This is a genomic window from Bacillus sp. ok061, assembly GCF_900108285.1.
In the GTDB taxonomy this organism is placed as follows: Bacteria; Bacillota; Bacilli; order Bacillales; family Bacillaceae_G; genus Bacillus_A; species Bacillus_A thuringiensis_S.
Map to the genome: position 1 here is coordinate 4,171 of NZ_FNUW01000010.1, position 15,813 is coordinate 19,983.

Consider the following 15,813-nt stretch of genomic DNA (forward strand, 5'->3'; position numbering starts at 1 on the left):
TAAATTTGATTGAATTGTATAGATTTAGTTAAGTTTATCGTATCGGCTGTCTCTATATGAGTACTACAAATCAAAAAATCACTACGTTTTTAATGTTCGAAGGTAAAGCTGAGGAGGCGATGAATTTTTACACGTCGCTATTCGATCGATCAGAAATTGTAAATATCTCTCGATACGATGAAAATGGACCAGGTAAAGAGGGTTCTGTCATTCATGCAACTTTTACATTAAATGGTCAAGAGTTCATGTGCATTGATAGTTATGTAAAGCATGCTTTTACATTTACACCATCTATGTCACTTTATGTAACTTGTGAGACAGAAGAAGAAATTGAAGCGGTCTTTCATAAGTTAGCGCAGGATGGATCTGTACTAATGCCTTTAGGTTCTTATCCATTTAGTAAAAAATTTGGTTGGTTAAATGATAAGTATGGTGTGTCTTGGCAGTTAGCGCTTGCGGAATAAATAAATTGTAATTGATTTGTTTAATGGGTTTAGTTCAGAGGGTGAAAATTTAAATAATATATATAAAGGTGTTCCAACCGTCAACAGGTTTGGAATGCCTTTTTATATGTAATTGATTTGCTTAAATGAATTTATATTTTTCTATTTAGTTAGAATATTTTATTTTTCTTACTACTTTTTATTTGTTAATATAAATATAGAAAAATATGTATTAATTATTGGTTAGGTGAATAGAAAAAGGAAAGCATAAATAGTAAATGATCTTACACTTAAAATGTAACAAGATAGCTAGGGGGAATAGTTATAATGGATACAACTCAACAAAACAGTAATGCATGGGATAAGAAGGTGGAAGAAGGTTCTAGATATACGCAGCCTGTAAGTAGCGAGGTTATTGAGAAAAGCAAATCAGGTGAATGGGAGATTACAGTCACTACGGAAAAATCAGTTCCTAGAGAGTGGTTTCCAAAGTCATTAGATGGATTAAAGATACTTTGCTTAGCATCAGGTGGCGGACAACAAGCACCAGTTCTAGCTGCTGCTGGAGCAGATGTAACAGTTACTGATATATCTAAGAAGCAATTGGAACAAGATGAAAAGGTAGCAAAACGGGATGGTTTGACTTTAAAAACCGTACAAGGAGATATGTCAGACCTTGGTGATCTTGAGGATGAATATTTTGATATTGTTGTAAATCCTGTTTCTAATTTGTTTGTAAAAGATGTTCATCTTGTATGGAATGAAGTTTCTAGGGTTTTAAAGAATAAAGGTATTCTTATTGTTGGATTTACAAATCCGTTACTATGGATTTTTGATGATAACCAAGAACAAAAAGGTATTCTTGATGTTAAACATTCAATTCCTTCATCAACATTGGATTATTTACCAGAGGATGAAGTTCAAGATTACATCAATTCAAATCAAACAATAGAATATGCGCATACTTTAGAAGACCAAATCCAAGGCCAAGTTGAAGCTGGTTTTGCTATAACAGGTTTTTATGAGGATGATTTTGGTGGAACAAGGATATTAGATAAGCATATTAAAACATTTATTGCGACAAAAGCTATAAAGTTAAAGATGGATTAAGAATTTTTGTTTGTCGCACGGGGCGTTAGTCGAAGAAGGTTCTTAAAATAGAAAAGGATGGCGAAACTATTCTCAAAACAAGTTTTACACTACTAATTGTATAATTAGGTTATGCTTTTATATTAAGAATTTTGCTGACCGAATCTTTTCCCGAGTTTAGCTAACAATTCAGGTTGATCGCTTTGGCTCATTATAACTTCAATAAAGATAAGTTGATTCTTATTAAAAGTTATATTTGTTAAGACTTCTGCTAATTCTGCTTCATTTTCTACTTTAAATGTTAGACTTTTTTCTTCTGATCCAAATACCATTGATAGTTTATTGTAATCCCACATTTGTATATCATTATAAAGTTGGTTTTGGCCGTGAATGGCACGTTCAACAGTGTATCCGTTGTTATTGATTAAAAATATAATCGGTTTTAAATTTTGACGTAGTATAGTTGATAACTCTTGGGCAGTTACTTGGAAAGAACCATCACCAATAATTAAAATGTTGCGCCGTGATAAATTGGCGAGCTGTGTACCAAGTAGAGCGGGCAGTGTATATCCGATAGATCCCCATAACGGTTGTCCTACATATGCAGTGTTATTAGGTAGAGGGATAGCAGCACTACCAAAGAAAGGTGTTCCTTGCTCTACAATTAAGACGTCGTTTTCTTGTAAGAAATGGTACATTTGCTGCCAAAAACGTTTTTGTGTGACCATTTGTGCTTTTGGAATGAACTTTTCAGTAAAAGGTGATGATTCTAAAATAAATGGCTTAACGTCAAGGGTATCTTTATTACGATGCTCAATTGAATCACTTAAATGTTGTAAAACATCCTGCATTACAACTGGACCGTATTTTTTATCTATAATTTTCACAGTGTAGGGATGGATTTCTATAACTTGTTCTTTTGTAAAACCTTGTGTGAAGCCGCCTGTAATAGTATCAGTTAACTTCACACCAATACTAATAATACAATCAGATTCATCAATTCTTTTTCGCAAGTACGGAGAACTTACATCACCAGTATAAACACCTATAAATTGAGGGTGTTTTTCTGGGAATATTCCTTTTCCCATACTGAACGTCGCGATGGGAAACCCAGTTTTTTCTACGAATTGATGTAAACTTTCTTTAGCGTGAAATCGATCTACTTCAAAATCAGCTAAAATTACAGGTTTTTTGGCGTTATTTATTATTGAAGTGGCATGTAGAAGCATTTTATCCAGCGTTTCTTTATTACTTAAAATCGGTTTATATAAAATTGGTTCCGTAGGTTTATTAATTGGTTTATTATACACATCAATCGGCAAATTAATATGAACAGGGCGTTTTTCATTCCAACATGCACGTAATACACGGTCAATTTCCTCAGCTGCATGCTCAGGTGTTACATTTGTTTGTGCCACAGTGATTTCTCGATACATATTGGAAAAGTGATCGAACTTTCCATCGCCTAGCGTATGATGGACGATTGCTCCATTTTCCATTACTTTTGTTGGTGGCGTACCCGTGATTTTTATAACTGGCACGTTTTCTGCATATGAGCCAGCAATACCGTTAATGGCGCTTAATTCTCCGACACCGAAAGTAGTAATAAGAGCAGCGATTCCTTTTATGCGAGCGTACCCATCTGCTGCATATGCAGCATTTAATTCGTTACAATTGCCAATCCACTTTAAATTTTCATGTGCTACTACATCATCTAAAAAGGCAAGATTATAATCACCAGGAATCCCAAATATATGTTCAATTCCTAATTCGTGTAGTCTATCCAATAAATATGTACTTACAGTATATTGTTTTTTCAAATGAATCATCTCCTAATTATGCAATGAATGTTTCAATAGACTGAACAAGTTCTAATGCGTTGATTAAAATATTCATTACTAGATTGTGGTATAATTTACATACAGGGGGAAAGTAGATGACACAACATAAAGAAGAACAGATGAATGAGGCATTAGCATTATTTTATTTTGCATATAAAACATTTACTGAAAAGCCAGATGAAATTATAAAAGAATATGGCATTCAACGAGTACATCATCGAATTTTATTTTTTATCGCACGTTTTCCAGGGATAAGTGTAAATGAGTTATTATCACTATTAGAAATAAGTAAACAAGCTCTCCACGGGCCGCTACGTCAACTTGTGGAAAAGGGCTTAATTGAGAGTAATGAAGCTATGCATGATCGACGTGTGAAACAGTTGTCTTTAACAGAAAAAGGTACAGATTTAGAGAAAAAACTGAGTGATGTACAAAGACAACAAATGGGTGCTATTTTTTCAAAATTTGGTGAATCATGTGAGGACAATTGGCACCAAGTTATGAATGAAATGGCAAATAGCCGATCAGGTTTTGATGCTTGGATATCGAAACGGGAAATACCAGTCGATCAAAAATAATGAAAAAGCTTCTGTTTTTATCGTTTGAAAAAGAACAAATTTTATCCATACATTTGGCAACTATCGATTGGTCATAGAGTGAATGGATAAAAAGATACATTACTAGATACTTTATACGTGTACGTAATGGAACAATAAAATTCACATTTCCGAAAGGGGAATTATAATGATAAAACTTGTACTTATTCGTCACGGACAAAGTTTATGGAATCTTGAAAATCGCTTTACTGGATGGACAGATGTTGATCTATCAGAGAATGGATTAAGTGAAGCGAGAGAAGCAGGAGCAATATTAAAGAAAAACGGATATACTTTTGATGTGGCTTATACATCTGTATTAAAACGCGCAATTCGGACGTTATGGATTGTACTTCATGAGATGGATCTTACTTGGGTCCCAATACATAAATCTTGGAAGCTAAATGAAAGACATTATGGTGCATTGCAAGGGTTGAATAAAGATGAAACTGCTCAAAAATATGGTGAGGAGCAAGTTCATATTTGGAGAAGAAGTGTTGATGTAAGACCACCGGCTCTTACTGAAGACGATCCTCGATATGAAGCGACCGATCCAAGATATAAAACACTCAAAAAAGGTGAATTTCCATTAACTGAATGTTTAGAGGATACGGAGAAGAGAGTACTTGCTTATTGGCATTCAGAAATTGCGCCGACATTAAAAAGTAGTAATAAAGTAATTATTTCATCACACGGTAACACAATTCGCTCGCTAGTAAAATATTTAGACAACCTTTCAAGTGATGGTGTAGTTTCATTAAATATTCCAACTAGCATTCCGCTTGTTTATGAATTAGACGAAAACTTACGTCCGATTCGTCATTATTATTTAAGTATGGATGGAGAAGTACCTGAAGGGGGAATTCCGAAACATATTTCTTTTTAATACGAAAATTTGAAATGAATGCTTGTCTACATATACAATATAGACTCATGGTAAAGTGAAATTTTAATCAGTGGGGGGCTTACTGCCCACAAAAAAGACGTGGCACCTTCTAATATATATGCAATGTAGCTAAATTTAGAAGCTTGTCCACGTCTTTTGTCATAAAGAGAGCAGCTTGCGCATGTAATGATATCGTGAGTAGTTTTTGAATGGAGGGTGATGTGATTAATGATCTCTAACATTCGAATTGGCTTATTTGTTTTAGCGATTGTCTTTGTAGTCCTTGTTTTCTTTTATTGGAAAAATGAGGAGTTGTACGAGGAGAAAAAGCAACGTATTAGAAAGACTTGGTATGGTTTGTTTATCATATCTGTCACCGTGTATTTCATGATAAAAGGAATCGATTTAACCCTCTGGAAAAATCTTTTAATGTTTACTGCAATGGTTATTTTTGTTGATATTGCGTTCATTTTAACACCTAATATTTCAGAAATATGGGGTGCGAAATTTAGCGATATTGGCAAGACAGTTCAATCAATCAAACGATCATTAATTGCATCTAAAGCGAGAGGAGAAATATACACGACAATTATTCAAAATGTTAATCCATCAGTTTTCGGTACGATGGAATGGCATACGGAAGAGGAATATACAAAGAGCTTAAATGCATTTTTAGATTCATATGGGGAAAAGATTGGCGCGAAAATTGTTGTTTTTGAAGCCGCGAAGGAATTAAATACAAACTTTCGTGGTATTCGCTCGCAATTTAGTATTATCGTTCCGTTAGAACATATCGAGCAATTGAATGAGCAGAAAGCGGTACAAGTAGAAAATGTCGGGATCATACCAGCAAAAATAGTAAGTGACGTTTTCATTGTTATTGATGGAAAGAAAAATAACCTGCAAGATCGGGATTTTGAAAATGTATATAATTTAACAATACATCATAGTTATTTTAGTAAATAAGGACAGAATCTTTTTCTGTCCTTTTCTTCTATACATAAATTAAAAACAAAATCCGACAAAGTTGAATAAAATTGGACAATCATTCCTACACTAGCATGTAGAGGTGATTGTAGTGGTAAAAGATTATGACAATGATTTTTTTAAAGAAGATAACGAAGATACAACAGATTTCTCTTTAATAAAAGGGGATGCGTTGCAGCAAGTAGAAGAATTAGAAGAAGAATTAAAAAGAAAATCATAAGTGTACACTCTTTCTACATTTGCTATATAATATAAATAAAAGGTTGTATCTTTTTGAAAAGGGGGAGAAGAGATGGCTGAAGTCAATGTACAAAAGTCTTCGTTTTTTAAAGAAAAAAAAGAAGAATCCAATACAGATTTCTCTCTTGTGAAAGGTGCATTAACGGAGAATATAAATCGGTTAGAGAAACTGATGAATAATAGCAGTTCAAAATATATACAGGTGAAAAAAACAAAAGAAAATGCATAGAGCATTTTCTTTTGTTTTTTATTTAATAGTAAACTTATCTTTTACTTTTTCAGGTAAATCTGCTTTCTGAATCTCTTCATAGGACTTTACTTCAATTGATGATATTTCATTGTTGCTATTATCATTTTGATCTACATAAAGGCGTAAAAACGCGTCTTCATTTAATTTATGATTGTTTTCCTTTTTTGTACTTCTAAATGTAATTTGTTTTTTGACGCCATCTTCATCATATGCGGGCAGCGTATAGTTTCGTAAGTTTCTACCATCTACTTTTTCGATAGTTCCTTCGCCTTTTATCTGCATGTAATATACATCTTTACCAATTCTATTTAGTGACGCTCTCTCACAGCCAATAGTAAAACTAAAAAATAATAAACATAGTGTAATAATTGCTAAAAACTTTTTCATTTTCTTTATCTCCTTTAATGTGTTTCTTTAAAAAGTATACGACTATTATTAAATGAGAAAAATCGATGTAGATTACAACGCCCTTACAATGTTGTAAGAGTGTTGTACATAAAATGAACAATAAAAGTTAAAAGAAAGATAAAATAATGAATCATGGTATAATGATATGAGACTTACATATTATTTTTTCATTTTGAGAGGAGCTTGAAAAATGTATTCTACTTTAGAACAATTAACAAAGCACCCTGTATTTTTTCATTTTGCAGAAATTTCAAAGATTCCTAGAGGATCAGGTAATGAAAAGGAAATTAGTGATTATTTAGTGGGCTTTGCAAAAGAGCGTAACTTAGAAGTCATTCAAGATGAAGCATTAAATGTCATTATTAAAAAAGAAGCAACAGCTGGTTATGAAAATGTACCAGCTATTATTATTCAAGGTCATATGGATATGGTTTGCGAAAAAAATCAAGCAACAGTACATGATTTTGAAAAAGATCCAATTGAATTACGAATCATTGGGGACATGTTATATGCAAATCAAACAACTTTAGGTGCTGATAATGGTATTGCAGTTGCGTATGCATTAGCTTTATTAGATTCAAAAGAAATTCCGCATCCAGCACTTGAAGTCGTTATCACTACTGAAGAAGAAACGACAATGGGTGGGGCTTTTGCTATTGATCCAAATCATTTTGAAGGAAAGATATTTATAAATATTGATTCTGAAGAAGATCATAAATTACTTGTAAGTAGTGCAGGTGGTGCGAAAGCTGTTGAAACAATTCAAGTAATTTGGGATGAAACGCCAGCGAATATGGATGCATACCGTCTATATGTTGGTGGTCTAAAAGGCGGCCATTCTGGTATGGAAATTGATAAACAACGCGGTAATGCGAACAAAGTATTAGGACGAGTATTACGTGATTTATCAGTACATACGGAGTTTTACATAAGTGAAGTTCACGGCGGATTAAAAACGAATGCAATTCCGCGTGAAAGTGTAGCTACAATTTTAATTCGTACAGAAGATGTAGGACAAGTAGAAGAAAAACTAGAATCATGGACACGTGTATTACAAGAAGAAATGCGTGCTGTTGATCCAGATGTTCATGTTACACTGACAAAATTGGATGAAAAAGTTGAAAAAGTATTTGCTAAAGAGACACAAAAGCAGCTTATTTCATCATTATTCTTAATTCCGAATGGCATTCAAAGTATGAGCATGGATATTAAAGGTCTTGTAGAAAGCTCAACAAATTTAGGCGTTATTGAAACGTTGCAAGATGAAATTAAATTACGTAACGAAGTGCGAAGTTCTGTAAGTAGTTTAAAACAACATGTTGCAGAAGAAATCAAATATATTGCTGAATTAGTTGGTGCTACATTTGAAATAGAGTCAGAGTATCCAGAATGGCCATACAATCCAAACTCACAAATTCGTAATTTATTTGAAAAAGTACATCAAGAAAAATACAATAAAGAAATTGAAATCTTCGCTGTACATGCGGGGATTGAGTGTAGCGCATTCGTTCAAAAGATGCCTGAATTAGATGCAATTTCATTCGGACCAGACATCTTTAACGTCCACACTCCAGATGAACATATCAGTATCTCTTCTGTAGTGAATAACTGGGGATTCTTCGTTGATGTAATGAAGGGTACGAAAGAATTAGCTAAGTAATAACGACGAAATAAAAAGGAGCCTATAAAAATTTATAGGCTCCTTTTTTGTATTGGAATTTATCTCGCTATTTGCCGGGCAGTAAGACTCCCACCTCAAAATCCAGCGAGAGCAAAGAAGTTAGGCGGGGATCGGGCAGCCCGTAAAAGCCCGATTAGTTTAACTAATAATCAGTGAGGGATGAATAAAACCCCACTGATTAAAGTTTTACTTTATGAGAAGTCGTTTTTCGTTAGTATGTAATATTAAGCTTGAACAATTAATAAGGATGAATTGTTGATGTTTTTTAGTACTGATGAAGGGGTGGAGAAATGAAGGGAAGAAAGCATTTTATTGTTTGTATGGTTTTATTGTTCTTCACATTTAGTTTTATTGGTGTTCAGAAAATAATAGCAGAAGAAGTGGAATTTTCAGGAACAACAGCTCCATTGAATGTAAATGTTAGAGGTGCAAAAAGTTTGAATGCAAATATTGTAGATGTGATTCCCGAAAATACAAAAGTATCTTTTAAAGGATGGGAGTATGGTGAAGCGGTTAAAGATTACTGGACAGGAAGTTTAGATAATCGTTGGTTTTATTATTTTAAAGATGGAAAAAAAGTATATATAACGTCAGCGTATATTAATGGAAATCCTCCAAGTACACCAACAGACCGTAAATTATCTGTACCTAACATATTACAAGAAAGATCAAATTGGTGTTGGGCAGGCACTTCGGTCTCAGTTTTAAATTATTTTGGGAAAACTCCTTCACAAGATCAGTACGTTAGGTATGTCAAGGGTGGCTCATATAATACCCCTGCAACTTCACGTGAAATACAATATGGATTATCGGGATATGGTGTTAGTTCAGCTATAAGTTCTGGAGCAAAATCGTATGATTGGTTCAAAAATCAAATTAATAGTAATCAGCCGATGATTGCACTCATTATGTGGCAAAATGGAGCTAACATCGGACACTTTCTAGTACTTGATGGATTTTATAAAGGGACAAATGGAACAGATTATATAACGTACATGGACCCTTGGTATGGTGATCATTATAATCATAATTTCAGTACGTTCCATAACAATAATAATTTTTGGTGGAGTGAAACTGTTTATAATATCCATGCAAACTAATAATATTAAAAGCGGAGGTTCATAAATGGGAAAACTACTTAAGCTTGTGATACCGTGCATGTGTTTAATGACCGTTATTATTTTCGCTAGTAAAATTAGTTATGCATCAAAAAATAAAAGTGAATCAGTACAATCGATCGCATTAAAAGATTATCAATATAGTAAGGGAAGTTCTTCTGAAAATTTAAGTTTTGAAAAAATAACAACATCTCCATTTTCGTTACCAATCTATGAAACAATTCCAGCACAGCAAATTTTAAATAGCTCTGAATTTAAGCATTTACTATTACCAACAAATGAAAAGCTATGGTTTATTATGAAGGGTGAGCAGCCAGAAGGACTGATTGTTGCGAATGATACTGAACCGATTCGAACGGGCGGAGAAAATAGAAGTAAAGATTTATATGGATTATATAAAGCAATAAAAAATAATACAAATGAAACAAAAGATATTAGTTATTTCGAATTTGAAGGGCAAGGAATATTGGTAGTAAATCAAAATAATGATCAAGAAATATACCTTAGTAAAGGTGCTGCTGCCATATTAAAACTTCCTGCTGGTCAAAAGGTATTGAGCAGTGAAGTAATACAGAAAATGAAAGAGAGAATTGTAACTGGTTTTGAATAGTTAATTATAAACTGAATAAATATATATGTATTTAGTATGAAATTTCATGTACTGTATTATTTTCAAAAATAATACAGTACATGGTATAAAAAGGATAACAAGAGAAAAGAGTGTAAGATATTATGAAAAATGATGATTATAGTAGGAAGAGTTGATTCTTACTTGTTTTGTATAGAGTTCGATTCAAATTGCACTTCACATTTAAAATATTTAAATAATTCAAACAGAAAAGCTTGACCTTCACACTATGTAAAGGTTTACAGTAAGACAGAAAAGGAGGTTAAGAAATGAAAAAAATAACGAATTTGTGTATGAGTGCTATACTAACCACATCTATTTTCGGTGGTTATGCTCTAGGGAAAGGGATTGAGAAAGTTCAGGCGAAGGAAATTGAAAAAACGCAAAGAAAAGATATGAAGAAAGTAGAGGTACGAAAACAAGTAGGAAAGTATACAATGCCAGATGAAAAAAGCAAACATGAAGGAACATGGCTACAATGGCCTCATGAATTTACATATGGGCAAAAATATCAGCAAGAAGTAGAGCCAATTTGGATTCAAATGACAAATGCTTTAAGCAAAGGCGAAAAAGTTCATATTGTTGCATATGATCAAGAAGAAAAAGAAAGAATTACTGAGGTTTTAATAGATCACGGGGTAAATATGGGGAAAATTGATTTCTTTATCGCACCTACTGACGATGTATGGGCGAGAGATACTGGACCAATTTTTGTTTATGATAATGACAAAAATCTAAAGATATTAGACCCAGGATTTAACGGATGGGGAAAGAAAACACCATATAAGAAAGATGCTCGTCTTCGTGAGAATCTTAGTAAACAGTTAGGAATTGAAAGAATTGATTGGAATAAATTTGTTCTTGAAGGTGGCGCATTTGAATTAGATGGTAATGGAACTGCTTTACTAACTAGAAGTGCTGTAACGAATAAAAATAGAAATGCAAAATTGTCAGAAAAAGATATTGAAAAATATATTAGTGACCTTGGGGTAACAAATTTTATTTGGTTAGATGGAGTACCTAACTTAGATATTACTGATTTTCATATTGATGGATTTGCAAAATTCCACGATAAATCTACTATTATAACATTAAACAAAAAAGATTTAGCTGAATGGGGAACGTCTGATAAAGATATTAACAAGTTGTTGCAGGCAAAAGATGCTGAGGGTAATAAGTACAAGTATGTATATCTGCCGCTAAGCAAGAATAATATAACATTAGAAAACGGAAAGCAACTTGATTATAAAGGTTCATATATTAATTATTATATAGCGAATCAAGTTATCTTAGTACCTAACTATAATGACCCTAATGATAAAATAGCAAATGAGACGATTCAAAAACTTTATCCTGATCGTAAAGTGGTGGGGGTTGATGTAAGAGAGCTTTATAAAAATGGTGGTATGATCCATTGTATTACTCAACAACAACCAATTAATTTAAAATAATATATTTATAGTGTTCAGTGGAGTTTTCTATTTCTTATGAGAACCTGTTTATCTATAGGATAGGTAAAGATGCGATGGCATTTTTACCTATTTTATTTTATTTTTTATCCTGCATTAACGGGCAGCTCGAATGATTAAAGTTTCAGTTTATAAGTTAAGTATACCTTTCCTATAAACTGAAGAAACCCACCCTTTTTGAAAAAGCTTAATCAAAATGGATGGATTTTCTACATTAAAAGCTATACTTGCTGTTACGGAAGAAACATTGTCTAAAGGTATGTTTTTACCTTTTAAAAGTTCCTGGTACAATTAGTCTTACTAAAATATCTAAATACAATCTATATTTTTTCTTTTAGCAAGCCATACATGCCCATTACCTTCAGAATACAGAATTACCTTAAATAATAAAAGTACAGCGACTTTTCTGTTTTTATTTGTAAATGAACCACATTATACTTGGTCAATTATTGTGCAACCTTTTCGAATAAATGATTTTCTTTATTTGAAAATAAGGGTGCATCTATAAAACCATAATGATAAACTAAAATACCTAATTCTACTCTAGAATTAATATGCCATTTTTCTTTAATATGATTAATTATCGTTGAAATTCTTCGAGGGGTAACATATATTTTTTTTGAAATTTCTACATCTGTAAATCCTTTTGCTACATAAATAGCCACTTCTAACTCTCTTTCGGTCAACATTCTTTTCATAAAATACGCTCCTTCGAAATGATTTATATAAAAATCAAAAGAAACTATTAAAAGAAATAAAGGTGGAAAATCATATTTAGTTCTTTTAATTTCGCTATTTGCGGACAGTAAGATACCCACCTCAAAATTTAGCTGTGGCAAAGAAGTCGGACTCTCTGTAAATGCCTGCCTGGAGTGGACTAATAATCAGTGATGATGAATAAAACTCCCATTGATTATTAGTGAACCATATTTTAATAATTTCTCGTATTGTGATACAAGTTTGTAAAAGAAACTATAAATCCATATAATTAGTAATTGTAACTATGTTAATTTTACATTACATTAAAAGTTGGAAAATATTCTTATACTCATAAAGTGTTACATTTGAGGGAGGAAAGATGGAATTCTACAATCTTGGTATTATTATTAAAGAACTTAGAAAGAAAAAAAACATGTCACAATCTGAATTATGCCATGGAATATGTTCACAAAGTCAAATTAGTAAGATAGAAAAAGGTATTATTTATCCATCTAGCATATTGTTGTATCAATTATCTGAAAGACTTGGTATTGATCCAAATTATATATTTGCACTAACCAAAAACAAAAAAATAAAATATATTGAAAATGTAAAATATGTAATGAGAGATTGTGTGAAACAAAAACAATATAATGAGCTTTACGAAATAGTGAAAAAAGAGAAAAACGAAAATAATTTCCAATCAAAAGAAGATAAACAATTTCTATTATGGCATGAAGCGATTGCTATATATTATGTAAATGGAGCAACAATTAATGCTTTTGACATTTTAAATAGAGCACTAAAACAAACCTTAAGTAGTAGTAACTTTTTATCAGAAAAAGAAATAAGCATAATGAATTCAATTGCTATAATACATGCAGAAAATAAAGAGTATGAGAAAAGTATAAATATATTAAAACAAAGTTTAATTAATTTTAATAAGATAGAATTTCCTAGAGAAAAAGAAATCAAATTAAGACTCATTCATACGTTAACAAAATGTTTACACCTTGCAAATCAATATGAAGAAGCAATAAAGTATAGTGAAATAGGCATAAAATTAGCCATAAATATGAATACTTTATACTTATTAGGTGAATTATTCTTTGAAAAAGGTGCAATTTTATTAAAAGTTCAGCACTCTAATGAAGTTGGTTTAACATACATAAAAAAGGCATTATTTATATTTGAATTAACAGAAAGAAAACAATATATAAAAATGATCAAGGATAAATATATTAAAAATCAAGAATAAACAAGAAATAATTCTAACATAAATTATTCCTAATTGGTATTTATTCCTAAAAAAAGTGCTGTAATACGAACTATTCCTAATTGTTGTTTATTGCTAAAATAAGTACCGTAATATTAGATAAAAATAAAGGGTGGCATTTTATGAAAACAAGAGGGATTACTCGTAAAGCAGATAGCATGGGGCGTATTGTTATTCCAATGGAAATAAGACGGAGTTTAGGAATTGTAGAAAAAGATTCTCTTGAAATGTTTATAGAAGAGGACCAGATTATTTTACGAAAATATCAATCACCAAGAGCTTGTGCACTTACAGGGGATATTTCAGACAGCAATATTTCGTTAGCGAATGGGAAGATTATTGTAAGTCCAAACGGGATGGAACTGTTAATAAAGAAGTTACAGCAATATCTTTTAAAATAAAAGGTAAGTAAGAAATTTAAAATAGAATATACTTGGAAAAAGGTCCTCTATCACCATTTAGGGGACCTTTTTATTGTTATCAATAAAATTGAGAGGCCGTAGTTGGTTCAATGAAATACGAATTACCTTATAAATAGTCTGACTATTTTTTATAAAAAAACTATTGATTTACATTTTTTGGTTTCGTGTTATATTTTTAGTGTCAATATATTTATCTTGAAAATTCTGATTTTAAACTCGGGAAAACTTTAGAAAATGAAATACTCTTACTTGAATTGAAAATCATATAAACATAGTTTGAAAGTAAAGTATGAAAATGAATCAGATTTTCAAATTAAATTTGCCAATTTAACGGAGATTCGTGGGGGAAATGTGACTAAGAAGAAATCTCTTATACTCCACGTTTTTTATCTGTAAATTGGTAGTTCTAATAGCTTTGAAGAAAAGCAAAGGAGCAAAAAAGAAGTAGGTAGTTCATTTAATAGAAGATATGGTGTGAAAAAATAAAACAACGGAGGTTTTATAATGAATAAAGGAACACTGCAGATTACAGAAATCGAAGAAATTAGCATTCCTAATGTATTGAAGGATAAAATGAAGAATCTAATAGACCATGAATTAAAAACTCATAATCCTTATACTTGTGAACAAGAAATAGCTGCAAGCTTTTCAAGAGAGTGGCTTAATTGTTTGATTGATTATTCAAAGAAAACTTCGAATTCAGACATGAAAAAACTACTACATATGATAAAAGTAGCGAATTGTGGTGGGAACGTACCACCTACTCTTATTAAAAATATTCCATGTGATCCTATGGAAACCCTATTACCTGGGGAAAATCGCAAAGGTTTTAATTATGGTGAAGACGAACACGATAGAATGAAAAAATATTTTTATGCAGAATGGGTCACATGGCTTTTTGCCACACTTTTTAATTATGATGCTTTAATTCACCCATCCGAACATGCAGGGAAAAATAGATTTCATCTTATTTCACCTTTAAACAACGATGAAGTTTTGCGAAATGTTGGTGCAAGCACCGGTGGCGGGAACTTTTATCAACATAACGATGCCACAGTGTATACAGATATGAAAGACCAATCAGATATTGAAGCAAGATTGAAAACATTCAATACGAATTTAGAAATTGTATCAAATAGACTTAATAAATCCGTGGAACGAATAGTGTCTGAAATTACTTGTGGAAAATTTACTAGAGTTGATGCTCTTTTATTAAAAGGAGTGTTAAATTTAAAAACTCAAACTCATATTGGAACGCCAAAATTACTTCAAAAGCATCTTGAAGAAAATCACTTCAGTAAAGATGACATATTGGCGATAAGTAAAATGCCTATTGCTCATATCGCAGGAATGGCGGATGGTGAAATATCTGGATTTGTAGGGGAAATAAACCAAATCATATTTTTGGATGATAATGGCGATATTATTGCAACTTGTTTGAATGGAGCAGAAAATAGATTGATTTATGTGGGAGAAAGTGAAGAAGAAAAATTGAAATTTGACATGTTTTTAGAACTCTTACGAACAACGCCTACTTATAAGGTTCCACTTACATCTGAAGATTTATTAATTATCCCAAATTCATACTATGGTAAACAAACAAATGTAACTCATGGTAGGGAAAGGTTATCTGAGGAAGAATATAAAATCCCGATTGGAGATAATAAGTACGGAAGAAGAATTGTTTGCAGGCAGTACGTTTCCAGCCGATTACGTGATCAGAAAGAAAGTTACTTTACAGATATCATTAACTAGTTTAAAGAGAGGAGGGGCGATGGGG

General features: G+C 32.0%; 17 protein-coding genes. 14 read left to right on the top strand and 3 right to left on the bottom strand.

The window, feature by feature from the left end; all coding sequences use genetic code 11:
* Positions 1-56 precede the first annotated feature (56 nt).
* Together C4S65_RS14950 and C4S65_RS14955 are read left to right on the top strand one after the other, a co-directional pair.
* Complete coding sequence (locus C4S65_RS14950; protein WP_061667597.1) at positions 57-464, top strand: VOC family protein; 408 nt, start codon at positions 57-59, stop codon at positions 462-464.
* A gap of 306 nt (positions 465-770) precedes the next feature.
* Positions 771-1,553: a class I SAM-dependent methyltransferase gene (locus C4S65_RS14955; RefSeq protein ID WP_061667596.1), complete on the top strand. Its 783-nt coding sequence runs from the start codon at positions 771-773 to the stop codon at positions 1,551-1,553.
* 122 nt (positions 1,554-1,675) lie between these two features.
* Here the strand turns inward: C4S65_RS14955 and C4S65_RS14960 are convergent, their stop codons facing one another.
* A complete protein-coding gene (locus C4S65_RS14960) occupies positions 1,676-3,361 on the bottom strand; it encodes an alpha-keto acid decarboxylase family protein (protein WP_098013518.1) in 1,686 nt (561 codons plus the stop codon).
* A 107-nt stretch (positions 3,362-3,468) separates the two neighbouring features.
* Here C4S65_RS14960 and C4S65_RS14965 point away from each other — a divergent pair, with 107 nt between their 5' ends.
* The 5 genes from C4S65_RS14965 (at position 3,469) to spoIISB (ending at position 6,311) form a co-directional block, all read left to right on the top strand.
* Complete coding sequence (locus C4S65_RS14965; RefSeq protein WP_000191888.1) at positions 3,469-3,951, top strand: MarR family winged helix-turn-helix transcriptional regulator; 483 nt, start codon at positions 3,469-3,471, stop codon at positions 3,949-3,951.
* Between the two features lie 166 nt (positions 3,952-4,117).
* Positions 4,118-4,855 carry a 2,3-diphosphoglycerate-dependent phosphoglycerate mutase gene (gene gpmA / locus C4S65_RS14970; RefSeq protein WP_061667595.1) on the top strand — a complete coding sequence of 246 codons (738 nt, stop codon included), beginning with the start codon at positions 4,118-4,120 and terminating at the stop codon, positions 4,853-4,855.
* A gap of 228 nt (positions 4,856-5,083) precedes the next feature.
* Entirely contained in the window at positions 5,084-5,821 is a 738-nt protein-coding gene (locus tag C4S65_RS14980) for a type II toxin-antitoxin system SpoIISA family toxin (RefSeq protein ID WP_000624982.1), read from the top strand.
* A gap of 112 nt (positions 5,822-5,933) precedes the next feature.
* Positions 5,934-6,062: a hypothetical protein gene (locus tag C4S65_RS14985; RefSeq protein WP_000237817.1), complete on the top strand. Its 129-nt coding sequence runs from the start codon at positions 5,934-5,936 to the stop codon at positions 6,060-6,062.
* Positions 6,063-6,134: 72 nt separating this feature from the next.
* Positions 6,135-6,311, top strand: a complete 177-nt coding sequence (spoIISB, locus tag C4S65_RS14990) for a stage II sporulation protein SB (RefSeq protein ID WP_000852627.1) — start codon at positions 6,135-6,137, stop codon at positions 6,309-6,311.
* Positions 6,312-6,329: 18 nt separating this feature from the next.
* On the opposite strand, the gene C4S65_RS14995 is transcribed toward spoIISB, so the two are convergent.
* Positions 6,330-6,719, bottom strand: coding sequence for a YxeA family protein (locus C4S65_RS14995; protein WP_061667594.1), 390 nt, complete (start codon positions 6,717-6,719; stop codon positions 6,330-6,332).
* A gap of 211 nt (positions 6,720-6,930) precedes the next feature.
* On the opposite strand from C4S65_RS14995, the gene pepD reads away from it, so the two are divergent.
* The 4 genes from pepD (at position 6,931) to C4S65_RS15015 (ending at position 11,618) form a co-directional block, all read left to right on the top strand.
* Positions 6,931-8,400, top strand: a complete 1,470-nt coding sequence (gene pepD, locus C4S65_RS15000; RefSeq protein ID WP_061667593.1) for a beta-Ala-His dipeptidase — start codon at positions 6,931-6,933, stop codon at positions 8,398-8,400.
* 311 nt (positions 8,401-8,711) lie between these two features.
* Positions 8,712-9,521 (top strand): papain-like cysteine protease family protein, encoded by an 810-nt coding sequence (locus tag C4S65_RS15005; RefSeq protein ID WP_000678377.1) that lies wholly within the window; start codon positions 8,712-8,714, stop codon positions 9,519-9,521.
* A 25-nt stretch (positions 9,522-9,546) separates the two neighbouring features.
* The gene (locus C4S65_RS15010; RefSeq protein WP_098838679.1) at positions 9,547-10,149 is read left to right on the top strand and encodes a hypothetical protein; all 603 of its coding nucleotides are present in this window, start codon (positions 9,547-9,549) and stop codon (positions 10,147-10,149) included.
* Between the two features lie 287 nt (positions 10,150-10,436).
* A complete protein-coding gene (locus C4S65_RS15015; RefSeq protein WP_141551112.1) occupies positions 10,437-11,618 on the top strand; it encodes an agmatine deiminase family protein in 1,182 nt (393 codons plus the stop codon).
* A 464-nt stretch (positions 11,619-12,082) separates the two neighbouring features.
* On the opposite strand, the gene C4S65_RS15020 is transcribed toward C4S65_RS15015, so the two are convergent.
* Positions 12,083-12,334 carry a LuxR C-terminal-related transcriptional regulator gene (locus tag C4S65_RS15020; protein WP_000827555.1) on the bottom strand — a complete coding sequence of 84 codons (252 nt, stop codon included), beginning with the start codon at positions 12,332-12,334 and terminating at the stop codon, positions 12,083-12,085.
* 380 nt (positions 12,335-12,714) lie between these two features.
* Here C4S65_RS15020 and C4S65_RS15025 point away from each other — a divergent pair, with 380 nt between their 5' ends.
* The 3 genes from C4S65_RS15025 to C4S65_RS15035 all read left to right on the top strand — a co-directional run bounded on the left by C4S65_RS15025 (position 12,715) and on the right by C4S65_RS15035 (position 15,788).
* A complete protein-coding gene (locus tag C4S65_RS15025) occupies positions 12,715-13,593 on the top strand; it encodes a helix-turn-helix domain-containing protein (protein WP_016512835.1) in 879 nt (292 codons plus the stop codon).
* A 140-nt stretch (positions 13,594-13,733) separates the two neighbouring features.
* Positions 13,734-14,012, top strand: a complete 279-nt coding sequence (locus C4S65_RS15030) for an AbrB/MazE/SpoVT family DNA-binding domain-containing protein (RefSeq protein WP_016512834.1) — start codon at positions 13,734-13,736, stop codon at positions 14,010-14,012.
* A 525-nt stretch (positions 14,013-14,537) separates the two neighbouring features.
* Complete coding sequence (locus tag C4S65_RS15035; RefSeq protein WP_043938107.1) at positions 14,538-15,788, top strand: hypothetical protein; 1,251 nt, start codon at positions 14,538-14,540, stop codon at positions 15,786-15,788.
* The last annotated feature ends 25 nt before the right edge of the window (positions 15,789-15,813 follow it).